Genomic DNA, 22,899 nt, shown 5'->3' with positions numbered 1-22,899 from the left:
GGGCGTCGTGCGCCTCAGCGCAGCGGTGTGCCGTCGGCGTGCAGCTGCATCTGCGGCCGTCCGGTCACCAGCAGCCAGGCCGGCAGGGTGGCGACGCACAGCAGGGGGAGCAGGGCCGTGTCGGAGGCCAGCACCGCCGCCGTGAACAGGCTCAGCCACCCCTGCCGGGTGACGGCGAGCAGGATGCCGAGCACCCCGCACGTCACCGCGAGGGCCACCGGGATCCCGTCGACCAGGGCGTGGGCGCACAGGCCGAGCGCGGCGCCGCAGAACACGGCGGGGAAGATCCGGCCGCCCCGGAAGCCGCAGGCCGCCGCGACGAGCAGGGCGGCGGTCTTCACCACCGCCATGACCGCGAACTCGCCCGCCGTCCAGCCGTCCGGGTCGGCGGCCAGCTCCTTCACCTCCGCCAGCCCTTTGAAGAGGGTGAGGTGCCCGCCGAGGGCCCCGAGCAGGCCGAGCAGCAGCCCGCCCGCCGTCATGGCGAGGACCGGATGCCGCAACGCGCGGAAGGCGCGGTGCGCCAAGGGGAAGGCGTATACCGCCGCCAGCCCGAGCACCGCGCCGGCGCAGGCGATCGCGCTCGCCGACAGGAGGTCGCCCCAACGGGCCCCGGGGTACGCGGGCAGCGACAGGTCGAAGCTGGGATGGGCCGTCAGGGTCATGGTGAGCGCCCCCGCGGCGCCGGCCGCGAGCGGTCCGAAGAGGCGGTCCCAGAGCGCGCCCGGGCCGGGGGTCGAGGCGAACGTCTCGGAGAGGATCAGGGCGGCGGCGACCGGGGTGCCGAAGAGCGCGCCGACGGTCCCCGCGGCGGCGAGCGCGAGCCACAGCGCGGGCGGCGTGCCGGGCGCGAACCGGCGGCCCGCCCAGCAGGCCAGCGCGATGTTGGCGGCGGTGATCGGGTTCTCCGGGCCCAGGCTGACGCCGCCGGCCAGGGACAGGGTCGTCACGAGCAGCAGCCCCGGCAGCACCCCCGGCGGCAGGGGCGGGTCGACCAGCCCGGTCGTCGCCGGGTCGGGCCCGGCCCGGCCGGGCACGGTCCGGATGGCCAGTCCGGTCACCAGGCCGATCGCGGTGAGCATCACGATCATCCACAGCGAGGAGTACGGGCCGACCGACAGCGCGTCGGGCAGCGTCTTCCACAGGACGTCCTGCAACTGCTCCGCGAGCAGGCTGACCCCGAGCAGGACGAGGGCCGCGATCACGCCGACGGCGACCGCGGGCAGGATGAGCAGCAGGAGCCGCCGTGCGAGGGCCGGTTCGGCGGCGACGACGGAATCGGCGGGGGAATCGGTGGCCATCGGCTCACCATAGCGACGTAAAACACGCCTAACCGCTCAAATGGGGCGACGGCTGGGGTATTTCGGACTTGCACCTCACGTCACGTCAGGACCGAGGCTCGGACACGTACCGACCACACGGAAGGAGCGGGGAGCCATGGAGCACTCCGTGGGACAGGTCGCCGGATACGCCGGGGTCACGGTGCGCACCCTGCATCACTACGACGGCATCGGACTGCTCTCGCCCAGCGGGCGCAGCCACGCGGGCCACCGGCGTTACGAAGACGCCGACCTCGACCGGCTCCAGCAGATCCTGTTCTACCGGGAGCTCGGCTTCCCGCTCGACGAGATCGCGGCACTGCTCGACGACCCGGACGCGGACCCACAGGAGCACCTGCGGCGCCAGCACGCCCTGCTGTCGCACCGGATCGCCGAACTGCAGCGGATGGCCACGGCCGTCGAGACAGCAATGGAGGCACGGAAGATGGGCATCAACCTCACGCCCGAGGAGAAGTTCGAGATCTTCGGCGACAAGGACCCGGAGCGTTACGCGGAGGAGGCCGAGCGCCGCTGGGGCGGCAGCGACACCTACGCCGAGTCGCAGCGCCGGGCCGCCCGCTACACCAAGGAGGACTGGCAGCGGATGAAGGCCGAGGTCTCCTCCTGGGGCGAGCGCTACCACGCGCTCATGGAGGACGGCGAAGCACCCACCGGCGAGCGGGCGATGGATCTCGCCGAGGAACACCGGCTCCACATCACCACGTGGTTCTACGAGTGCACGCCGGAGATCCACCGGGGGCTCGGCGAGATGTACGTCGCCGATCCGCAGTTCAAGGCGTTCTACGAGTCGATGCGGCCGGGGCTGGCCGAGCACCTGCGCGACGCGATCAACGCCAACGCGGAGCGGCAGGAGTAGCCGGCGGGTCCGTGAGGGGGCGGGCGCCCGAGGGGGCGGGAGCCCGCCCCCTCACGGCGCTCAGCTCCTGCTGATCACCGCGGCGGTTCCGTACGCACAGACCTCCGTACCCACGTCGGCCGCCTCGCTCACGTCGAAGCGCATCATCAGCACCGCGTTGGCGCCGCGCGCCCGCGCCTGCTCGACCAGCCGTTCCATGGCCTGGTTGCGGGTCTCCACGAGCGTCTTGGTCAGCCCCTTCAGCTCGCCGCCGATCATGGACTTCAGTCCGGCGCCGATCTGGCTGCCGAGGTGGCGGGACCTGACCGTCAGGCCGAACACCTCGCCGATGACCTGCGTCACCTGGTGGCCGGGTACGTCATTGGTGGTGACGACCAGCACGTCGGCCTGTGCCGTCTGCCCGCCGCCGTAATCCTCAATGCCCATGATGTGGCACCTCCTGGGTCGAGTTTTGCCCCGGTTCATCCCGTGTGCATCTCCACGGGGGCCAGTGGAACCGGGAGGCGGTCCGGGGCGTTGATAGCTTGGGGCGGCCACGCAGCCGCCATCGACCACATCCTGGAGCCCGGACCCTTGAATACGCTTGCGCTCGGACCCAGCTGGCTGGACCCGGACCACCTCATCGGGCAGTTCGGGCTGATCGGTGTGCTGGTCATCGTCTTCGCCGAGTCCGGGCTGCTGATCGGGTTCTTCCTGCCCGGCGACTCGCTCCTGTTCACCACGGGCCTGCTGGTGACGACGGACAAGCTGCACACCCCGCTGTGGCTCGTCTGCGTCCTGGTCGCGCTGGCGGCGATCATCGGCGACCAGGTGGGCTATCTCTTCGGCCGCAAGGTCGGCCCCTCGCTCTTCAACCGCCCCGACTCCCGCCTCTTCAAGCAGGAGAACGTCGAGAAGGCCCACGAGTTCTTCGAGAAGTACGGTCCGAAGTCGCTGGTCCTGGCCCGCTTCGTGCCCATCGTGCGGACGTTCACGCCGATCATCGCCGGTGTCAGCCGGATGAACTACCGCTCGTTCATCACGTTCAACATCATCGGCGGAGTCCTGTGGGGCGTCGGCGTGACGCTCCTCGGAGCGGGGCTGGGCAAGATCGAGTTCGTGCACAAGAACATCGAGGCGATGCTCGTCCTGATCGTGCTGATCTCGGTCGTGCCGATCGGCATCGAGTTCCTGCGCGCCCGCAGCAAGTCGAAGAAGGCGGCCGCGTCCGGCGAGCACGAGAGCCAGGACCCGGCCGCCGGTGGCGGCACGGCCGCGAGCCGCCGCGGCGGCCGCCACGCCAAGCGCTGACGCCCCCCGCGGGTACCTCCGTCAGAAGCCGCGCGTCCGCTTGGCCGCGCGGCGGTTGGCCCCGCCGACCGCCCCCGGCACCCGCATGAACAGCCGGGAGATCTCGCTCCCCAGGTTCACCCCGATCGCGATGGCCAGCGCGGTCGCCACCGCCGTCGACAGCGACGCGAGTCCCCGGTCCAGCTCGTTCTGAGCGACGCCCAGGAGACCGAAGTACGTGGCCGAGCCGGGCAGCAGCGGACCGATCGCGGCCGTGATGAACGGCAGCGACGAGGTGTAGCGGTAGCGCGAGAACAACTGCCCGAACAGACCGACGAGCCCGGCCGCCGCCGCGGTGGCCGCCACCGGCGACAGGCCGCCCGTCCGTGCCATCGCCCCGTAGATGACCCAGGCCACGCCCCCGTTGAGGGTCACCGCCAGGACCGTCGCCCGCTCCTGCTGGAGCAGGATCGCGAAGGCCAGGGTCAGCAGCATCGACGCCAGGATCTGCACCACCGGGCGGTCATGGGTGATGAACCGCGCCTCCGGGTCCAGTTCCGCGCCCAGTTGGAGCCCCCCGTACAGGGCCAGCAGGACCCCGGCGACGATCGCGATGAAGAAGTACATGACCTCCAGCAGGCGTGCCGCCGCGGTGATGTAGTAGCCGGTCAGGCCGTCCTGCACACCCGCGACCAGCGCCCGCCCCGGCAGCAGCGCGAACAGTCCACCCGTGATCACCGCCGAGGGCCGCACGTCCGACCAGTGGGTGAGGGTCAGCGCCACGCCCATCGCGGCCGGCGGCATCGCCGCCACGACGAACTGGTAGAACTCCGGCAGTCCGCGCCCGGCACACAGCCAGGCCAGCCGGTCACCGAGCATCGCGCCGAGTGCGGCGATCAGGAACACCACGGGCCCGCCGCCGACCAGGACCGATGCCGCGCCCGCCAGCCCGCCTGCGGCCAGGGTGAGCACCCAGCCCGGGTACGGATGCCGGTTCCGGCGGATCTCCGCGAGGCGCCGGTAGGCCTCCTCCAGCGAGATCTCGCCCTCCACGGTGGTGATGTCGTCGATGAGCTGGAAGACGGCGGCCAGCCGGGTGTAGTCGGTGCCGCGGCGGCGTACGGTGCGGCTCGCCGTCACCGGGTCGTCGACCAGCGACGGCTGGTGCGAGATCGACAGCAGCGTGAAGGTGACGGTCGGCTCGCAGCGGTCGAGCCCGTAGCTGCGGGTCACCGCGAACATCGCCGCCTCGACGTCCTCGGCCCCCTCGCCGCCGGCGAGCAGCAGCTCCCCGATACGCAGGGTCAGGTCGAGCACGCGCGGCACCGCGGGGCCAGACTCGTCGTGCCGCTGGACCGGCTCCGGCGCCGGGCGGTCGGTGACCGGCATGCGCAGCATCGTGCGCATCCGGTCCTGCCAGGGGGCGTCCTTGGTCAGCCGGACCATCGGAATGCCGTGCGCGGGCGTGAAGGCGGGCGGAGAGTTCCGGGGGTCGTAGGTACGCGGCGGCGCGAAGGCGGACCCGATCGTCTCCGAACCGGAACCGGAACCGGAAGCGGAACCAGATCCCGGGCCGGCCGCCGCTCCGTGCGGCTCGGGTGAGACACCGGACGGCAGGGCGAACTCGGACGTCGGATGGTCGTCGTCCGACGGCGGTGCGGACCTCCCGACCCCGGCCGGGTGCGAGAAGGCGCTGCGCGCCTCGTCCGACTGGGGCTTCTGGTCATCGGGACCGCCCGGTTCCGCCACTACTCGCCCTCGCTCCTCATCGGCTGCGCGTCCTCGGCTGAGCTCCTGCCCAGTATGGCCGCGCCCATGGGCGGTCATGCGAACGGGCGGCACACCCGTGGAGGTGTACCGCCCGATCGGTGATTCAGAACCGCAAGCGGAACGTCAGTGCGCGCCGCCCTGCGCCTCGAGGCGCTTGTACGAGTTCTCGATCTCGGCCTCGGCCTCGGCGCGGCCGACCCAGTCCGCACCCTCGACCGACTTGCCGGGCTCCAGGTCCTTGTAGACCTCGAAGAAGTGCTGGATCTCCAGGCGGTCGAACTCCGACACGTGGTGGATGTCGCGCAGGTGCTCCACCCGGGGGTCGGAGGCCGGCACGCACAGCAGCTTGTCGTCGCCGCCGGCCTCGTCGGTCATCCGGAACATGCCGATCGCGCGGCACTTGATGAGGCAGCCGGGGAAGGTCGGCTCCTCCAGGATGACCAGCGCGTCCAGCGGGTCGCCGTCCTCGCCGAGGGTGTTCTCGACGAAGCCGTAGTCGGCCGGGTAGCTGGTCGAGGTGAAGAGTCGACGGTCCAGGCGGATCCGACCGGTCTCGTGGTCCACCTCGTACTTGTTCCGCGAACCCTTCGGGATCTCGATAACGACGTCGAACTCCACGGGTGGCTCCTCCATGATCAACACATACGACTGATGGTTAAGTGTCCCCCACGGAGTTGTGTGCTCGCGAAAGGGGCTGGTCAACGGTGGCCGAGCCGGAGGAAAGACCGTCGATCAATCCGTTCGCCATGCTGAACAGGACGGCTCTCGCGGACCGCCTGGGCATGCGCAAAGGACTGAGTGACCGGCAGTTCACGGCCGTCTCCGCCGCCCTGGGCCTGGCGCTCGCAGCCGGCGTCGCCTTCGCCGCCGGTCCCTGGGACTCGGGTCAGCGTAAGGCCGAGCAGGACTGGGCGGCTGCCCGGACCCTTACAGGTGGCGCACATCACGAGCCGGCCGCCCGCGCGAAGCCGGCTCCGGCGCCCAGCGCCCCGGCCGTCCTCGCGGTCCTGGGCACCGGCGGCGACCGGTCCGCGCCGGACGCCGCGGTCGCCCCGGACGGAGCAGGGGCCGGACTGCGCGCCGTCCTGGACCCGCTGCTGAAGGACCCCGCGCTCGGCGCCCGCCGCAGTGCCGTCGTCATCGACACGGCCACCGGCAAGCGCCTGTACGGGGTGGGGGCCGACACTCCGATGACGCCCGCTTCCACCGTCAAGATCGCCACCACCGTCGCCGCCCTGTCCGCACTCGGCCCCGCCCACCGCATCCCCACGACGGTCCGGGCCTCCGCCGATCTGCGCACCGTGACCCTGGTCGGCGGCGGCGACCCCACCCTCGACCGGGCCGCCCTGCGCTCCCTGGCCGCGGGCACGGCCCGGGCCCTCAAGGACGGCGGGGTCCGCTCGGTGCGGCTGCGGTACGACACCTCCGCCTACTCGGGACCGGCCCTCCACCCGATCGGCCCCAACGAGAACATCGCGCCGGTGAGCGCCCTGATGGTCGACGAGGGCCGGCTCGACGACACCTCCAACGGCCCCGCCCCGCGCAGCGGCGACCCGGCCCGGGACGCCGCCGACGCCTTCGGCGAGCTGCTGGACGAGGCCGGGGTCGCCACCGGGGACGGCGCCGCCCCCGGCCGGGCCGCCGCGAAGTCCCGCCCCGTCGCCGAGCACCTCTCCGCCCCGCTCTCCGCCCTCGTCGAGCGGGCCCTGACCAACAGCGACAACGACATCGCCGAGGCGCTCGCCCGCAGGACCGCGATCGCGGCGGGCGAACCGGCCGACTTCCGCGGCGGACGACGGGCCGTCACCGCGCAGCTCAAGAAGCTGGGCCTGCCGCTGAAGGGCGTGAACATCGCCGACGGCAGCGGCCTCGACCGCCAGGCCAAGGTCACCGCCGCCCTGCTCGCGGGGCTCCTGGCCCGCGCGGCCGACCAGGAGCACCCCGAACTGCGTCCCGTCCTCACGGGCCTCCCGGTGGCCGGCTTCAGCGGCACGCTCAGCGGCCGCTACACCACGAAATCCGGCGGCACGGGACTGATCCGCGCCAAGACCGGCACCCTGACGGGCGTCAACAGCCTCTCCGGCACGGTCGTCGACCCGCACGGACGGCTGCTCGCGTTCGCCTTCCTCGCGTCGGGCACCACCGCCCCGTCCGAGGCCCAGTCGGCCCTCGACGCACTCGCCACCGCGCTGGCCGACGGCCGGCGCTGAGCGGTCAACACCTCACCGTCTCAAGGCGGAGCACGTACGGTTGACGCATGACGAGCATCGGTGGTGCCGGGATGGTCGACTGGAATCTCGCGGTCGCGACCGCGACCCGGCTTGTGCGGCCGGGTCCCGAGATCAGCCGCGAGGAGGCCCGCGAGGTCGTCGCGGAGCTGCGCAGGCATGCCAAGGCGGCGGAGGAGCACGTCCGTTCCTTCACCCGGATGATCCCGGAAGGGACCGAACCGGAGGACACCCCGGTCCTGGTCGTCGACCGGGCGGGCTGGATCAAGGCGAACGTCGCCGGCTTCCGGGAACTGCTCCGTCCCCTGCTGGAGAAGATGGAGGAGCGGCGCGGCGGCGGCGCGGGCGGTGCCGTGCTCGGCGCCGTCGGCTCCAAGGTGACCGGCGTCGAGGTGGGGATGCTGCTGTCGTTCCTGGCCTCCCGGGTCCTCGGCCAGTACGAGACGTTCGCCCCCGCCACCCGCGAGCTCCCGGCCTCGGCCGACGGCGGCGGAAGGCTGCTGCTGGTCGCCCCGAACATCGTTCACGTCGAGCGGGAGCTGGAGGTGGACCCGCACGACTTCCGTCTCTGGGTCGCCCTCCACGAGGAGACGCACCGCACGCAGTTCACCGCGGTGCCCTGGCTCCGCGACCATCTGCAGGGCGAGATCCAGTCATTCCTCGACGAGACCGACGTCGACCCGATGACGGTGCTGGAACGACTCCGCGAGGCCGCCCAGTCGCTCGCCGGCGGCAGGCCCGAGGGCGAGGAGGGCGAGGACGGCGGACGCAGCCTCGTCGAGCTCGTCCAGACGCCGGCCCAGCGCGAGATCCTCGGCCGGCTCACCGCCGTGATGTCCCTCCTGGAGGGGCACGCCGACTACGTGATGGACGGCGTCGGCCCCGAGGTGGTCTCCTCCGTCGCCGAGATCCGGGAGAAGTTCCAGCAGCGCAGGGCGCGCGGCGCGAGCCGCCTCGACCAGGCGCTGCGCAAGCTCCTGGGCCTCGACGCCAAGCTCCGCCAGTACCGCGACGGCGAGAGGTTCGTACGCGCCGTGGTCGACGAAGTCGGGATGGACGGCTTCAACCGCGTCTGGACCTCGCCCAACACCCTGCCCACCAAGGCGGAGATCGCCGCACCGCAGGACTGGATCGCGAGGGTGCACCGTAAGGCAGAGTCATGATCACGGCTCGCGCGCAGGCCCGGGACCCGAGGGCAACGCGCCGGTAATCACCCATCCGAGGGACCGTAGGGGCATGGGAAGGCGTGCAATGCTCGATGAACGGGTTTGCTCTGTCACCATCGACGCACTCTGAGTGACGGCAGTTCCACTCCGTCCGGCACTCGGAGGCACGCACGCACCTCTCCAGAACTTCACGAAGGGCACCGGACATGGGTCCCCATCCTGCGGTCGCGGCGATACGCCTGGCGGTCCGCCGCGTACTCCACGACGTCCTCACCGAATTCGCCGAACAGACCGAACGCAGCGGGCACGCCCCGCACCCCGAGCTCGCCGAAGCCGGGACGGGCAGGCGGCGCCCCGCACTTCCCGAACGCACCGATACCCCCCTGGTCCTGGTGGCATGCTCCGGCGGCGCCGATTCCATGGCGCTCGCCTCCGCGCTGGCCTTCGAGGCCCGGAAGCTCGCCGTCCGGGCCGGCGGCGTCACCGTCGACCACGGCCTCCAGAGCGGTTCCGACGCCCGTGCCACCGAGGTCGTCGGCCGCCTCACCGCCATGGGCCTCGACCCGGTCGAGGCCGTCGCGGTGCACGTCGGGCACGAGGGCGGCCCCGAGGCCGCCGCACGCGACGCCCGCTACGCCGCCCTGGACGCCACGGCCGAACGCCACGGCGCCGCAGCCGTCCTGCTCGGCCACACCCGCGACGACCAGGCGGAGACCGTGCTGCTGGGCCTCGCGCGCGGCTCCGGCATCCGCTCCCTCTCCGGCATGGCCGCCGCCTCCGGACCGGCCGGCCGCTACCGCCGCCCTTTCCTCCAGCTCGACCGGCAGACCGCCCGCACCGCCTGCCTGGCCCAGTCCCTGCCCGTCTGGGACGACCCGCACAACATCGACCCCGCCTACACCCGCTCCCGGCTGCGCCACGAGGGCCTGCCGGCGCTGGAGAAGGCGCTGGGCAAAGGAGTCGTCGAGGCACTGGCCCGCACGGCACAGCTCTCGCGCGACGACGCCGACGCCCTCGACACCTGGGCCGCCGAGGCCGGCCGTGATGTTCGCGACGCCGCGGGCCGGCTCGAGTGCGCCAAGCTGCAGGCCCTGCCGCCCGCGGTCCGCCGCCGCGTCCTGCGCCGCGCGGCCATAGAGGCCGGCTCCCCGGCCGGTTCCCTCTTCGCCCGGCACATCGAGGAAGTCGACCGCCTGATCACCGGCTGGCGCGGCCAGCAGGCCATCAACCTCCCCGGCCGCGTCGAAGCCCTGCGCCAGGGTGGCAGACTGGTGATTCGGCAGAGCTGACGCACAAGCGGCTGACATGCAGGCGAGCGGCCGCGCAGGCCCGGGACACCCTCCCGGACCCGGCAGGCAAAGAAAGAGACGCGGGTGAACGAGAAGGACATGGGCACCGACCTTCAGTCGGTGCTCCTCACCAAGGAAGAGATCGACGCGAAGCTCGTCGAGCTGGCCGCGAAGATCGACGCGGAGTACGCGGGCAAGGACCTGCTCCTCGTCGGAGTCCTCAAGGGCGCGGTGATGGTCATGGCGGACCTCGCGCGCGCGCTGTCCACCCCCGCCACGATGGACTGGATGGCCGTCTCGTCGTACGGCGCGGGCACCCAGTCCTCCGGTGTCGTCCGGATCCTGAAGGACCTGGACACCGACATCAAGGGCAAGCACGTCCTGATCGTCGAGGACATCATCGACTCCGGCCTGACGCTGTCCTGGCTGATGTCGAACCTCGGCTCGCGCGAGCCCGCCTCGCTGGAGATCTGCACCCTGCTGCGCAAGCCGGACGCCGCGAAGGTCGCCCTCGACTGCAAGTGGGTCGGCTTCGACATCCCCAACGAGTTCGTCGTCGGCTACGGGCTGGACTACGCGGAGAAGTACCGCAACCTGCCCTTCGTCGGCACGCTCGCCCCGCACGTGTACGGCGGCTGACCGGGACGCCGGCGAACCCGCCCGGGCTCCGGGGAACCCTCACCGATTTCCCGCCGTTGAGCCTTCGAAGGCGGGTTTGACAGACGTCCTCGGCGGTCGTCGGTGACAATGCCGGTGTACCGTCCGAAGAACAGTCTTTACTCACAGCAGCATTTACCTACGGGCAGGAGGGACGGGGCGACTTCGCTCCGTATGGATGGACGTGAAGCGATACTTCCGTGGGCCGGTCATGTGGATCGTGCTGGCCGTCCTCGCCGTGGTCGTGTTGATGCAGGTCGTCGGCTCGTCCGGCGGCTACAAGACGGTGGACACCGGCAAGGTGATCCAGGCGATCAGTAAGAACCAGGTGGAGCAGGCCAAGCTGACCACCGGTGACGATCACATCCTCAAAATCGAGCTGAAGGACGGCCAGAAACTCTCCGGCGAGTCCGGCAGCAAGTTCCAGGCGAGCTACATCGGCAACCAGGGCGTCCAGCTCGCCGACACGCTGCAGAAGAAGTTCGAGAGCGGTGACATCGAGAAGGGTTACACCGTCTCGCCGTCGAAGCAGTCCCCGTTCGTCTCGATCCTCTTCTCGCTGCTGCCGTTCGTCCTCATCGTGGTCGTCTTCCTGTTTCTGATGAACCAGATGCAGGGTGGCGGCTCCAAGGTCATGCAGTTCGGCAAGTCCAAGGCCAAGCTGATCACCAAGGACACCCCCAAGACGACGTTCGCCGATGTGGCGGGGTCGGACGAGGCGGTCGAGGAACTCCACGAGATCAAGGAGTTCCTGCAGGAGCCGGCGAAGTTCCAGGCCGTCGGCGCCAAGATCCCCAAGGGTGTCCTGCTGTACGGGCCTCCCGGTACGGGCAAGACGCTGCTCGCACGCGCCGTCGCAGGCGAAGCGGGCGTCCCGTTCTACTCGATCTCCGGTTCCGACTTCGTCGAGATGTTCGTCGGTGTCGGCGCCTCCCGTGTCCGGGACCTCTTCGAGCAGGCCAAGGCGAACGCCCCGGCGATCGTCTTCGTCGACGAGATCGACGCAGTCGGCCGGCACCGCGGCGCCGGTATGGGCGGCGGTCACGACGAGCGCGAGCAGACGCTCAACCAGCTGCTCGTGGAGATGGACGGCTTCGACGTGAAGGGCGGCGTCATCCTGATCGCCGCCACGAACCGGCCCGACATCCTGGACCCGGCGCTGCTGCGCCCGGGCCGTTTCGACCGGCAGATCGCGGTCGACCGGCCGGACATGCAGGGCCGTCTGGAGATCCTCAAGGTCCACCAGAAGGGCAAGCCGGTCGCACCGGACGTCGATCTCGGCGCCGTCGCCCGTCGTACGCCCGGCTTCACCGGTGCCGACCTGTCGAACGTGCTGAACGAGGCGGCGCTCCTCACGGCGCGCGGCAATCTGAAGCTGATCGACAACGCCATGCTCGACGAGGCCATCGACCGCGTCGTGGCGGGTCCGCAGAAGCGGACCCGGATCATGTCCGAGAAGGAGAAGAAGATCACCGCGTACCACGAGGGCGGACACGCCCTGGTCGCGGCGGCCTCACCTCAGTCGGACCCGGTCCACAAGATCACGATCCTCTCCCGCGGCCGCGCCCTCGGTTACACGATGGTGCTCCCGGAGGAGGACAAGTACTCCACGACGCGCAACGAGATGCTCGACCAGCTGGCTTACATGCTGGGCGGGCGCGCGGCCGAGGAGCTGGTCTTCCACGACCCGACGACCGGCGCTGCGAACGACATCGAGAAGGCCACGGCAACGGCCCGCGCGATGGTCACGCAGTACGGCATGACGGAGCGGCTCGGGGCGATCAAGTTCGGTGGCGACAACACCGAGCCGTTCGTGGGCCGTGAGATGGGCCACCAGCGCGACTACTCGGAAGAGGTCGCCGCGCTGGTCGACGAAGAGGTCAAGAAGCTCATCGAGACCGCGCACAACGACGCGTGGGAGATCCTCGTCGAGAACCGCGACGTTCTGGACGCCCTGGTTCTCCAGCTCCTTGAGAAGGAGACCCTCGGCAAGGCGGAGATCGCGGAGATCTTCGCTCCGATCGTCAAGCGTCCGGCCCGTCCGGCGTGGACCGGGTCCGCCCGGCGCACGCCGTCCACCCGGCCGCCCGTGCTCTCCCCGAAGGAACTCGCCCTCACCAACGGCGCCACCACGGCGAACGGCTCGGTCACGGACACGGTTCCGGTGACCGAGACGATCCCCGAGGAGCGTCCCGAGAGCTAGACACCGACCCCGGTGTGGCCCCTCTCACGGGGCTTCACCGGGCCCGGAATGGATGCCGCGCCCCCCAGGTTTTAGCCTGGAGGGCGCGGCTTTTCCGTGGGGGCCCGTTCGGACAGCCCCCCAGAACTGCGCGGATGCCCGCGCAGTGACAGTTCAGAGGAACGAGGCACAGATGACCGACCCGGTGACGCTGGACGGCCAGGGTTCGATCGGCGAGTTCGACGAGAAGCGGGCTGCCGCCGCGGTGCGCGAGCTGCTCCTCGCCGTCGGGGAGGACCCGGACCGGGAGGGGCTGCGGGAGACGCCGGGGCGGGTGGCGCGGGCGTACAAGGAGATATTCGCGGGCCTGTACCAGGAGCCCGAGGACGTCCTGACGACCACGTTCGACCTGGGTCACGACGAAATGGTGCTGGTCAAGGACATCGAAGTGTTCAGCACGTGTGAACACCACCTGGTGCCGTTCCGGGGAGTGGCACACGTCGGGTACATCCCGGCGACGAGCGGCAAGATCACCGGTCTGTCGAAGCTGGCCCGCCTGGTGGACGTCTACGCCCGCCGGCCGCAGGTGCAGGAGCGGCTCACCACGCAGATCGCCGAGTCGCTGATGGAGATCCTGGAGCCCCGCGGCGTCGTCGTCGTCGTGGAGTGCGAGCACATGTGCATGTCGATGCGTGGCATTCGCAAGCCCGGGGCGAAGACGCTGACCTCGGCGGTCCGCGGGCAGCTCCGCGACCCCGCGACGCGCGCCGAGGCGATGAGCCTGATCATGGCGCGCTGACCCGCCCCGTCTGCTCCTGGTGCGGTGACGCGCCTCGGCCTGATCGTGGTGCGCTGCCGCGCGGCCTCAGTCTGATCGCGGTGTGCTGATATCCGACTCAGCCCGACCGTGGTGCGCTGACCCGACTCAGCTGGTCGTGTGGTGCGCTCACGCGTACGAGCCTGATCCCGGTGCGTTGCCGCCGCCTCAGCCCGGTCCGGGCGGGCCGTCGACCCGCCGGAGCGGGCCGTGGGCTACGCGGCCGCCCCGGTCTTGTTGTCGTCCTCGTCCTCCGGGAGCTTGCAGACGCGCTCCAGGAAGAGGGCCGCCGCGATCACCGCGAAGCCTGCGAGGACCGCGAGGCCCGCGTAGATCGCCTGGTCGCGGCGGGGCGGGATGTCGAGGGAGCCGAGCAGGAAGACGCCGGTGCCGCCGTACATCCCGGAGACCAGGGCGACGACGAGCGCGCTGGCCTGGCCGAAGACCACGGCCCGGGCCGCCATGAGGGGCTCGACGCCCTTCGCGCCCGGCCGGCGCTCCCGCTGGGCACGCAGCCGGGAGCGGAGGGAGAGGGCCGTCGCCAGCAGGACCGCGGCGATCACCGCGAGGACGACGGGTGCGGCCAGCGGAACCGCCGGCAGGGTGCCCAGGGAGTCCCACAGGCGGGCCGCGCCCCAGGACAGCACCCCGGCGGCGGCGAAGAGGCCGGCCAGTACTCCGAGCCGTAGTTGCTTCACCGGGTGAGCCGCCTTTCGCCGCCTGTGGATGTCCCTGGGGATGTCCCTGCCTTCTCTCCGAGCCTAACGACTACTCCGGCAGCCGGAGTTCCAGGTCGGCCCGGGGCAGTACGCCGCCGCGGCCGACACCGTCCAGCAGAGCGGCGACCGGGCCGGCGCCGGGCAGCTGGGCCTCCGGATCCACGTCGTGCCACGGAGCGAGCACGAAGGCGCGCTCGCGGGCCCGGGGGTGGGGGAGGGTGAGGTCGGGGTCGTCCGAGACGACGTCCGCGTACGAGACGATGTCCACGTCGATGGTGCGCGGCCCCCAGCGCTCCTCGCGGACCCGGTCGAAGGCCTCTTCGATGGCCTGGCCGCGCTCCAGGAGCGAGGAGGGGGGCAGCGTCGTCTTCACGACGACCACCGCGTTGAAGTACGAGGGCTGGGAGCCGGGCTCGACGCCCCAGGGCTCCGTCTCGTACACCGGGGAGACCGCCTTCACCCGGAGGCCCGGAGTGTCCTCCAGGGCGTCGATGGCGCCCTGGAGGGTCTCCAGGCGGTTGCCCAGGTTCGAGCCCAGGGAGATCACGGCGCGTTTCGGGTTGGAGAGGGTGATGTCCGCGGCGTCCACCTGCGCCACCACGGAGGCGGGGACCGGCTGTACGGTCGGGTCGCTCTGCCCCTCGGTGAAGAATGCAGTCATGATCGGCTCCGGGTGATGGTGACGGTGACGTCGTCGAAGGGGACGGTGATGGGCGCATCCGGCTTGTGGACCACGACCTCCACCTCCTCGACGCCTTCGTGCTTGAGGCACTGCTGGGCGATGCGCTCCGCGAGCGTCTCGATCAGATCGACCGGTTCGCCCTCGACCACGGCGACGACCTCCTCGGCGACGACGCCGTAGTGCACGGTCTTCGTGAGGTCGTCCGCGGCCGCCGCGGGGCGGGTGTCGAGGCCGAGCACCAGGTCCACGATGAACGTCTGTCCCTCTTCCCGCTCCCGGGGGAAGACGCCATGGTTCCCACGGGCCTTGAGGCCGCGCAGCGCGACACGATCCACGCGAATCACTCCTGCTGTTGTTGTCGAAGGGGTACGGAGCCACGTGCGGGCGGCTGCGTACCCGTTTTTGAATCTACCTGCGAGGGCCGACAGTCCTCCTCCGCGGGGGCTGTGGACACGGCGGTACGGGACAGGTAGCCGCAGATACCCCGATGTGGCCCGCCCCAACCACACCGTGGCCGGGTATCGCGCGGTTGCCGGGCCCGTACCCGCCCCATACCCGCTCAGGAGGGAGAGTCCTCGTCCTCGTCCTCGTCGTTTTCGGACAGCACGGGCGAGCCGTGGTGGGACCAGAGCTTCCAGCCGTCCGGGGTGCGGCGGAACACGTTGGTCGCGACGACCAGTTGGCCCACCAGCGGCCCCAGGGAGCTGCCCTCCTCGGCCGGGCCGCCGCTGAGGATGTTCTCCGTGCAGGTCACCAGGGCGGTGTCGCCGGTCATCGAGACCCCGACATCGGTCAGGAAGAACTGGATGTACTCGGTGTTCGCCATGATCAGGGCGTAACTGCGCAGCACTTCGCCCCGGCCCGTGAGCACCGGCCAGCCGGGGTGGACGCAGGAGACGGTGAGGTCCTCGCCGGGCAGCCAGAGCCCGGTCAGTGCGTCCAGGTCGCCGCGTTCCATGGCCTCGTAGAAGGCGGTGTTGGCCCGCTCGACCGCCTCGATGTCGGCGGCGGCGGAGGCCTGCTCGTCCTGCGGCTCGTTCACGCGGCTCCCTCGACCGCGCGGGCGACCCGGACGGCGTCGGCGGTGGCCCGTACCTCGTGGACCCGGACGGCCCAGGCGCCGGCCCGGGCGGAGAGCGCGGAGACGGCGGCGGTCGCCGCGTCGCGCTCGCGGGCGGGCGGCGGGGCGGCGCCCGCACCGGCCAGCACGTGCCCCAGGAACCGCTTCCGCGAGGCGGCGACCAGCAACGGGCGGCCGAGGCCGTGCAGCGCGTCCAGCCGGGCGATGAGCGACAGGTCGTGCGCGGCGTCCTTGGCGAAGCCGAGGCCCGGGTCGATCACGATCCGTTCGGGGGCGACGCCCCCGGCGACCACGGCGTCCATCCGCTCGCGCAGCTCCTCGACGACCTCGGCGACGACGTCCCCGTACACCGCCCGGCTGTTCATGGTCTCGCTGAAGCCGCGCCAGTGCATGACGACGAACGGCACCGCGGCGGCGGCGACGACCGGGACCATGTCCGGATCGGCGAGCCCGCCGCTCACGTCGTTGACCAGGACCGCTCCCGCGGCGACGGCCTGCTCCGCGACCCGGGCCCGCATGGTGTCCACGGAGACCGTGACCCCTTCCGAGGCCAGGCCCCGGACCACCGGGACCACCCGCCGCAGCTCCTCGGACTCGTCCACCCGGCTGGCGCCGGGGCGGGTCGACTCACCACCGACGTCGACCAGGTCGGCTCCCTCGCCGACCAGGTCGAGGCCGTGCTTGACGGCCGCCGTGGTGTCGAACCAGCGGCCCCCGTCGGAGAAGGAGTCGGGGGTCACGTTGACGACACCCATGACCGCACAGCGGTCCCACTCCGGCAGGCCCTGCACCGTGCCTCGTCCTTGCAACGTACTCATACGACCAGCGTAGGCCCTGGCCCGCAGGGCAAAGGGTCACGCGGGGTGGACCCCGTGCTCCGGGGCGTGGGTCCGGACGTGTGCACAGGGGCGCCGCCCGGCCGTCGGCAGCCGGCGGGCCAGCGGGCGGGGGAGCGCGAAGTTCACGAAGCCCTCGGCCTGCATGGCGGCCAGCGAGATGCGGGGCAGGTCGCGGGCGGTGCGGTAGACCACGAACCGGGGTTCCCAGCGGGGCCGGAACTTGGCGTTGAACTTGTACAGGGATTCGATCTGGAACCAGCGCGAAAGGAAGACCAGCAGCCCGCGCCAGACCCGCAGCACGGGTCCGGCCCCCAGCTTCTCGCCCCGCGCCAGGGCGGAGCGGAACATCGCGAAGTTCAGCGACACGCGGGTGATGCCCAGCCGGGGCGCGGCCTCGAGGGAGGCGACGATCAGCAGCTCGTTCATCCCCGGGTCCGCGGCGCGGTCGCGGCGCATCAGGTCGAGGGACATCCCGTCGGCGCCCCACGGGACGAAGTGGAGCACGGCCTTCAGATCGCCGTACGGGGAGCCGGCGTCCTGCTCGTCGGCCTTGTGGGCGGTGGCGATGAAGCAGTCCCGGTCGGCGCCGTCCCCGATCCGGCCGAGGGCCATGGAGAAGCCGCGCTCGTTGTCCGTGCCGCGCCAGTCGGCGGCGGCCCGCCGGATGCGGGCCAGTTCGGCCTCGCCGATGTCCGCCACGCGCCGGACCCGCGTCTCGTATCCGCCGCGCTCAATGCGCTTCACCATCTGGCGCACGTTGCGCATCGCGCGTCCGGCGAGCGAGAAATCCGCGACGTCCACCACCGCCTCGTCGCCGAGCTCCAGGGCGTCGAGTCCCGTCTCGCGGGTCCAGACCTCGCCCCCGGTCTCGCTGCACCCCATCACGGCGGGGGTCCAGGAGTGGGCCCTGGCCTCGTCCATGAAGCGTTCGATGGCGCCGGGCCAGGCCTCCACGTCGCCGATCGGGTCGCCGCTGGCCAGCATCACCCCGGAGACCACGCGGTAGCAGACGGCGGCCTTGCCGCTGGGCGAGAAGACCACCGCCTTGTCGCGGCGGAGCGCGAAGTGGCCCAGCGAGTCGCGGCCGCCGTGCCGCTCCAGCAGGGCGCGCAGCCGGGCCTCGTCGTCCTCGGTGAGACGGGCGGCCGGGTGCTCGGGCCGGAAGGCGAGGTAGATCGTGGTGACGGCGGTCAGCAGGCCGAGCGCGCCCAGCGAGTAGCCCACGGTCCAGGAGGTGTCGCCGGCGTAGTCGACCGGTCCCTCGAAGCCGAACAGTCCGTACAGCACGTGCTGGAGCCGGTCCGCGATGCTGGGGTTCCCGACCAGGCGGCCCGGGTGGACGCTGACGATGACCAGGCCCAGGCCGAGCGAACCCGCTCCGAGCAGGACGAAGTTGGCCAGGGCCCGCCAACGGCTGCGCGGGTCGGGGAGCGCGGCGAATTCACTCCGGTGGCGCACCAGCAGGTAACACAGCGTCAGCGAGACGACCGCGCCCAGGACGGAGTGGCGGTAGAGGAACTGGGCCACCGCCCCGGCCGGGAGCAGGACCACGGCGGCCCGCCAGGCCCGCCGCTTGTGCCGTTTCAGACCGTGGGCCAGGAGCAGCAGCAGGACGCCCGCGCTCAGGGAGAGCGCGGCGGCGAAGGGGCCGAGGGCTCCGGGGAGCACCTCGGCGAGGGTGTGCATCCGGCTGTGCCGGAAGCGCGGGAAGACGCCCGCGCCGACGTCGATCAGTCCGACGGCGGTGCAGGCGGCACCGACGAGTGCCGGAACGGTCTCGGGTCGCGGTCCGTGTACGAACCTGCGTACACCGCTCGGAACCGATCTCGATTTATCCCCATCTAGCGTGACAGACATCGCTTCCCGTGGTTCCGCGAGAGATTCTTGGAGTCCGGCGGCCGGAGCGCTGCGGACGAAGTGCGACCTCTAGGACGAGGCTTCCGGGCCATGGGTTCACCCGTGACCCGGAAATTTCCTGACAAGAAAGTTTTACCGCCATGGGCCTTACCGGCAACGCAGTGCTGATCATCGCGATCACGCTGGCCGTCGCGTTGTTCGCCGTCACGATCTGGTTCTGGCCGAGGCTCGCCCGGCGCAGCGTCCCCGTGGTGTTCGGCAGGGTGGGGCTGCTGCTGGCGACCCAGGTGGCGGTCTTCGTCTCGGTCGGCCTCATGGCCAACAACTCGTTCCTCTTCTACGGCTCCTGGGCCGATCTGTTCGGCCAGAAGCAGGAGCTGGGCGTGGTGACCGACCACGCCCAGGGGGCGCTGGCGGAGAAGAACATCGTCCGGGTGGGGACCCAGCGGCCCGACGTCCCGGGAGGCTCGCTGCCCGCCAGGGCCGGCCGGATCGACAAGGTCGTGATCGCCGGACGGAAGTCGGGTGTCGAGACGTCGGCCTACGTGTACCTGCCGCCGGAGTACTTCCAGGAGGCGTACGCCCGGCGGAAGTTCCCCGCGGTCGTGGTGCTCACCGGCTATCCGGGCACCTCGGAGAACCTCATCAAGGGACTCGCCTACCCCAAGACATCACTCGAACGGGTGCGGGCCGGCCGTTCGCAGCCGATGATCCTGGTGATGCTGCGGCCGACGCTGGCGCCGCCGCGGGACACCGAGTGCGTGGACATAAAGGGCGGCCCGAAGACCGAGACGTTCTTCGCGAAGGACCTGCCGCCCGCCATCTCGGCCGCCTACCGGGTGGGTCACCACGCCCGCAACTGGGGGATCATCGGCAACTCGACCGGCGGCTACTGCGCCCTGAAGATCGGCCTTCACCATCCCGGCCGGTTCACGGCGAGCGCGGGGCTCTCGGCGTACTACAAGGCGGCCGAGGACCCGACGACCGGTGATCTCTTCCACGGTGACCAGCGGGCACGTGAGCGCGCCGACCTGCTGTGGTCCCTGGACCACCGGCCGCAGCCCGACTCCTCGTTCCTGGTGACGACGTCGCGCCGGGGCGAGTCGAACTACGCGGACACGCGGAAGTTCCTGGCGAAGGTGAAGCGGCCCGCCCAGGTCTCGTCGATCGTGCTGGACAGCGGCGGGCACAACTTCAACACCTGGCGCCGGGAGATCCCCGCGGTCCTGGACTGGATGAGCAGCCGGCTCAGCGAGAGCTGACAAGGGTCCTGCCCGGCCGTTCTCAGGCTTCCGGCGCTTCCCCGCCGGCGGCCTTGGTGGCCCCCGCCCCGCCTTCGACGGCCCCCACCGATTCGACGCCCGTCACCTCTTCGGCGGCCGCCACGCCTTCGAAGCCCGCCACGCTCTCGACGGCCACCTCTGCGCGCGGCACGGCACGGTCGTCCGCACTGATCGAGCGGCGGAGTGCCTCGTGGAGGCGGGCCGGGGTGAGCACGCCCAGGAACCGGCCCTCGCTCCGCTCGTCGATGACCGCGATCCAGCCGGCGTCGTGCTGGAGCATGGTGGCGAACGCCTGCTTGAGCGGTGCGCCGAGGGGCAGCCAGGCCTCCATCCGGCGGGCGTGCTCACGGACGGTGCCCCGGTCGCCGGTGAGCGCGTCGCCGGCCGGGATCCACCCGTGCAGCCGGCCGTCGCCGTCCAGCACCACGGCCCACCGCGCCCCGTCCGCGCGCAGCCGCTCGGTCGCCGTGGCCAGCGGGTCGTCGAGGCGGACGACCGGCGGCCGGTCGAGGTCGCTCTCCTCGACGGGGGTGACCGAGAGCCGCTTGAGGCCGCGGTCCGCGCCGACGAAGTCGGCGACGTAGCCGGTGGCCGGGGCGCCGAGGACGGTGGCCGGTGAGTCGAACTGCTCGATCGAGCCCTGTCCGTAGACGGCGATACGGTCGCCGAGCCGGACGGCCTCCTCGATGTCGTGCGTCACGAACAGCACGGTCTTGCGGACCTGCGCCTGAAGCCGAAGGAATTCGTTCTGCAGCCGTTCCCTGACCACCGGGTCGACCGCGCCGAAAGGCTCGTCCATCAGCAGTACCGGCGGGTCGGCCGCCAAAGCCCGGGCGACGCCCACGCGTTGGCGCTGGCCGCCGGACAACTGCTCCGGATATCGGTCGCCATAAACGGAAGGATCGAGTCCGACGAGGTCGAGGAGTTCCGCCGCGCGGGCGCGGGCCTTTCCGCGTTTCCAGCCGAGGAGATGGGGGACGGTCGCGGTGTTCTCCAGCACCGTCCGGTGCGGAAACAGGCCGACCTGCTGGATCACATAGCCGATGCGCCGGCGGAGTTGGACGGGGTCGATGGCGGATATGTCGTCCCCGTCGAGGAATATCCGGCCCTCGGTCGGTTCGATCAGCCGGTTCACCATCTTCATGGTGGTCGTCTTGCCGCAGCCGGACGGTCCGACGAGCGTGACCAGTTCACCTTCGGCGACCTCGAAGGAAAGGTCGTCGACGGCGGTGGTGCCGTCCGCATACCGCTTGGTGACGTGCTCGAAACGGATCATGGTTCCCCATTGTGGCGCGTGTTCTGTGAAGGACATGTTGCTGGAATACAACGGCCTCGGCGATTGTCAGTGGTCGAGGATAGGCTCGCCGGAGATCAGTACGAGAGGCGATCGGGAGGTGGGGGACGGATGGCCGGACAGAACTGCCTGGTGACGAACGACTGGATCTGCGGCGAGTATCTCCGCTCCCGCAGCCAGGAGTTGACCGACGCGACGGTCCAGCACATCGGGATCACCGCGGTCTCGGTGGCCATCGGGGTCGTGGTGGCCTTTCCGCTGGCACTGCTCGCCCGTCGCGGCCGGCACTTCGCCGGACCGGTCCTCGGGCTGACGACGGTGCTCTACACGGTGCCGTCGCTGGCGATGTTCTCGCTCCTGCTGCCGCTGTTCGGGCTCTCGGCGGCGCTCGTCGTCACCGGGCTCGTGCTGTATTCGCTGACCATTCTCGTACGGAACATCCTGGCGGGCCTCGAAGCGGTTCCGCAGGAGGCGAAGGACGCCGCCCGGGGGATGGGTTACGGGCCGGTGCGGCTGCTGTGGGAGGTCGAACTGCCCCTCGCGCTGCCCGCGCTGATGGCCGGGATACGGATCGCCACGGTGTCCACGGTCGCGCTGACGACGGTCGGATCGATCGTCGGCCGCGGCGGTCTGGGCAATCTCATCGAGGACGCCCTGCCCAGCTTCTTCAAGGCCCAGGTGCTGGCGGCCTCGGTGCTCTGCGTGCTGCTCGCCGTGGTCGCGGACCTGCTGCTGCTCGGTCTGCAGAGACTGCTGACCCCCTGGACTCGCATACCGGCCGCCCGCGAGGCCGCGCGCACGCCCGGCCCGGCGAAGGCGGTCTGAATCATGGGAGTTCTGGGCGAGGCATGGACCTGGCTCACCACCGGCGCCAACTGGTCGGGGGAGAGCGGCGTCGCCCACCGGCTCGGCGAGCATCTGTACGTCAGCGGGGTGGCGCTCGCGCTGTCCTGCGCCCTGGCGCTGCCCCTCGCCCTGTACCTGGGACACATCGGGAAGGGCGGCGCGCTGGCCGTCAACCTCTCCAACGTGGGCCGGGCGATCCCCGTCTTCGCGGTGCTGGCCCTCTTCATGGTCTCGCCGTTGCGCAACGCGGGATACGTGCCGACGATCGTCGCCCTGGTGCTGTTCGCCGTGCCGCCGTTGCTGACCAACGCCTACGTCGGGATGACGGAGGTGGACCGTTCGGTGACGGAGGCCGCGCGGGGGATGGGCATGTCGGGCGGTCAGCTCTTCCTCCGGGTCGAGCTGCCGCTGGCCTACCCCCTGATCATGACGGGGCTGCGTTCGGCCGCGGTGCAGGTCGTGGCCACCGCGACGATCGCCGCGATGGTCGGCCAGGGCGGCCTCGGCCGGATCATCACCGCCGGCTTCAACACGTACGACACCCCGCAGGTGGTCGCGGGCGCTCTGCTGGTCGCCGTGCTCGCGCTGCTGGTGGAGGCGGTCCTGGTCGGCGTCGACCGGCTGCTGTCACCGCTGCGCCGCCGCCGGACGGCATGAGCGCCGGGCCGGCCCATCGAACCGATAACGCCTATCGCATATGGCCTCGTTGCCGTGGACGGAGAAC

Annotated in this window: 21 protein-coding genes and 1 pseudogene; 11 read left to right on the top strand and 11 right to left on the bottom strand. The window is 71.1% G+C overall.

All coding sequences use genetic code 11. The annotated features are described in order from the left end of the window. Window positions 1-14: 14 nt before the first annotated feature. Complete coding sequence (locus E6R60_RS11930) at window positions 15-1,301, bottom strand: ion channel protein (protein WP_136326479.1); 1,287 nt, start codon at window positions 1,299-1,301, stop codon at window positions 15-17. Window positions 1,302-1,437: 136 nt separating this feature from the next. Between E6R60_RS11930 and E6R60_RS11925 the strand changes: the two genes are divergently transcribed. Beyond that, complete coding sequence (locus E6R60_RS11925; RefSeq protein WP_136326478.1) at window positions 1,438-2,196, top strand: MerR family transcriptional regulator; 759 nt, start codon at window positions 1,438-1,440, stop codon at window positions 2,194-2,196. A 60-nt stretch (window positions 2,197-2,256) separates the two neighbouring features. On the opposite strand, the gene E6R60_RS11920 is transcribed toward E6R60_RS11925, so the two are convergent. Continuing rightward, the gene (locus E6R60_RS11920) at window positions 2,257-2,622 is read right to left on the bottom strand and encodes a YbjQ family protein (protein WP_136326477.1); all 366 of its coding nucleotides are present in this window, start codon (window positions 2,620-2,622) and stop codon (window positions 2,257-2,259) included. A 147-nt stretch (window positions 2,623-2,769) separates the two neighbouring features. Here E6R60_RS11920 and E6R60_RS11915 point away from each other — a divergent pair, with 147 nt between their 5' ends. Further along, a complete protein-coding gene (locus E6R60_RS11915; RefSeq protein WP_136326476.1) occupies window positions 2,770-3,486 on the top strand; it encodes a VTT domain-containing protein in 717 nt (238 codons plus the stop codon). A 21-nt stretch (window positions 3,487-3,507) separates the two neighbouring features. Here E6R60_RS11915 and E6R60_RS11910 read toward each other — a convergent pair whose 3' ends face one another. Beyond that, window positions 3,508-5,214 (bottom strand): threonine/serine exporter family protein, encoded by a 1,707-nt coding sequence (locus tag E6R60_RS11910; RefSeq protein ID WP_136326475.1) that lies wholly within the window; start codon window positions 5,212-5,214, stop codon window positions 3,508-3,510. A gap of 144 nt (window positions 5,215-5,358) precedes the next feature. Further along, window positions 5,359-5,853 carry an inorganic diphosphatase gene (locus E6R60_RS11905; RefSeq protein WP_123460069.1) on the bottom strand — a complete coding sequence of 165 codons (495 nt, stop codon included), beginning with the start codon at window positions 5,851-5,853 and terminating at the stop codon, window positions 5,359-5,361. Window positions 5,854-6,017: 164 nt separating this feature from the next. Here E6R60_RS11905 and dacB point away from each other — a divergent pair, with 164 nt between their 5' ends. The 6 genes from dacB to folE all read left to right on the top strand — a co-directional run bounded on the left by dacB (window position 6,018) and on the right by folE (window position 13,556). Beyond that, window positions 6,018-7,445, top strand: a complete 1,428-nt coding sequence (dacB, locus tag E6R60_RS11900; RefSeq protein WP_240802536.1) for a D-alanyl-D-alanine carboxypeptidase/D-alanyl-D-alanine-endopeptidase — start codon at window positions 6,018-6,020, stop codon at window positions 7,443-7,445. Between the two features lie 47 nt (window positions 7,446-7,492). Continuing rightward, entirely contained in the window at window positions 7,493-8,626 is a 1,134-nt protein-coding gene (locus E6R60_RS11895; protein WP_136326473.1) for a zinc-dependent metalloprotease, read from the top strand. A gap of 209 nt (window positions 8,627-8,835) precedes the next feature. Further along, a complete protein-coding gene (gene tilS / locus E6R60_RS11890) occupies window positions 8,836-9,918 on the top strand; it encodes a tRNA lysidine(34) synthetase TilS (protein ID WP_136326472.1) in 1,083 nt (360 codons plus the stop codon). 99 nt (window positions 9,919-10,017) lie between these two features. Continuing rightward, the gene (gene hpt, locus E6R60_RS11885) at window positions 10,018-10,557 is read left to right on the top strand and encodes a hypoxanthine phosphoribosyltransferase (protein ID WP_136326760.1); all 540 of its coding nucleotides are present in this window, start codon (window positions 10,018-10,020) and stop codon (window positions 10,555-10,557) included. A gap of 196 nt (window positions 10,558-10,753) precedes the next feature. Then, the gene (gene ftsH / locus E6R60_RS11880) at window positions 10,754-12,778 is read left to right on the top strand and encodes an ATP-dependent zinc metalloprotease FtsH (RefSeq protein ID WP_136326471.1); all 2,025 of its coding nucleotides are present in this window, start codon (window positions 10,754-10,756) and stop codon (window positions 12,776-12,778) included. Window positions 12,779-12,950: 172 nt separating this feature from the next. Then, window positions 12,951-13,556 (top strand): GTP cyclohydrolase I FolE, encoded by a 606-nt coding sequence (gene folE, locus E6R60_RS11875; RefSeq protein ID WP_136326470.1) that lies wholly within the window; start codon window positions 12,951-12,953, stop codon window positions 13,554-13,556. Between the two features lie 233 nt (window positions 13,557-13,789). Here the strand turns inward: folE and E6R60_RS11870 are convergent, their stop codons facing one another. The 6 genes from E6R60_RS11870 to E6R60_RS11845 all read right to left on the bottom strand — a co-directional run bounded on the left by E6R60_RS11870 (window position 13,790) and on the right by E6R60_RS11845 (window position 18,752). Then, on the bottom strand, window positions 13,790-14,272 hold the full coding sequence (locus tag E6R60_RS11870; RefSeq protein ID WP_136326469.1) for a DUF3180 domain-containing protein: 483 nt from the start codon (window positions 14,270-14,272) through the stop codon (window positions 13,790-13,792). 70 nt (window positions 14,273-14,342) lie between these two features. After that, entirely contained in the window at window positions 14,343-14,954 is a 612-nt protein-coding gene (folK, locus tag E6R60_RS11865; protein ID WP_136326468.1) for a 2-amino-4-hydroxy-6-hydroxymethyldihydropteridine diphosphokinase, read from the bottom strand. Beyond that, window positions 14,951-15,310 (bottom strand): dihydroneopterin aldolase, encoded by a 360-nt coding sequence (gene folB, locus E6R60_RS11860; RefSeq protein ID WP_136326467.1) that lies wholly within the window; start codon window positions 15,308-15,310, stop codon window positions 14,951-14,953. The genes folK and folB overlap by 4 nt, the downstream gene beginning before the upstream one ends. 224 nt (window positions 15,311-15,534) lie before the next feature. Further along, window positions 15,535-16,017 (bottom strand): nuclear transport factor 2 family protein, encoded by a 483-nt coding sequence (locus E6R60_RS11855; RefSeq protein WP_136326466.1) that lies wholly within the window; start codon window positions 16,015-16,017, stop codon window positions 15,535-15,537. Next, the gene (gene folP / locus E6R60_RS11850) at window positions 16,014-16,811 is read right to left on the bottom strand and encodes a dihydropteroate synthase (RefSeq protein ID WP_136326759.1); all 798 of its coding nucleotides are present in this window, start codon (window positions 16,809-16,811) and stop codon (window positions 16,014-16,016) included. Before folP ends, E6R60_RS11855 begins: the two co-directional genes overlap by 4 nt. Window positions 16,812-16,910: 99 nt before the next feature. After that, window positions 16,911-18,752, bottom strand: coding sequence for a phosphatidylglycerol lysyltransferase domain-containing protein (locus E6R60_RS11845; RefSeq protein ID WP_136326465.1), 1,842 nt, complete (start codon window positions 18,750-18,752; stop codon window positions 16,911-16,913). A gap of 140 nt (window positions 18,753-18,892) precedes the next feature. Between E6R60_RS11845 and E6R60_RS11840 the strand changes: the two genes are divergently transcribed. Next, on the top strand, window positions 18,893-20,014 hold the full coding sequence (locus E6R60_RS11840) for an alpha/beta hydrolase-fold protein (RefSeq protein WP_136326464.1): 1,122 nt from the start codon (window positions 18,893-18,895) through the stop codon (window positions 20,012-20,014). 136 nt (window positions 20,015-20,150) lie between these two features. On the opposite strand, the pseudogene E6R60_RS11835 reads toward E6R60_RS11840, so the two are convergent. After that, window positions 20,151-21,311: pseudogene (locus tag E6R60_RS11835) on the bottom strand (betaine/proline/choline family ABC transporter ATP-binding protein); the annotation flags it as partial. Between the two features lie 129 nt (window positions 21,312-21,440). On the opposite strand from E6R60_RS11835, the gene E6R60_RS11830 reads away from it, so the two are divergent. Both E6R60_RS11830 and E6R60_RS11825 read left to right on the top strand, forming a co-directional pair. Beyond that, complete coding sequence (locus tag E6R60_RS11830) at window positions 21,441-22,154, top strand: ABC transporter permease (RefSeq protein ID WP_136326463.1); 714 nt, start codon at window positions 21,441-21,443, stop codon at window positions 22,152-22,154. 3 nt (window positions 22,155-22,157) lie between these two features. Further along, on the top strand, window positions 22,158-22,832 hold the full coding sequence (locus E6R60_RS11825) for an ABC transporter permease (RefSeq protein ID WP_136326462.1): 675 nt from the start codon (window positions 22,158-22,160) through the stop codon (window positions 22,830-22,832). The last annotated feature ends 67 nt before the right edge of the window (window positions 22,833-22,899 follow it).

The organism is Streptomyces sp. A0642, from assembly GCF_004795105.1.
Lineage (GTDB): Bacteria > Actinomycetota > Actinomycetes > Streptomycetales > Streptomycetaceae > Streptomyces.
This window is presented reverse-complemented; position numbering and strand designations above follow the sequence as displayed.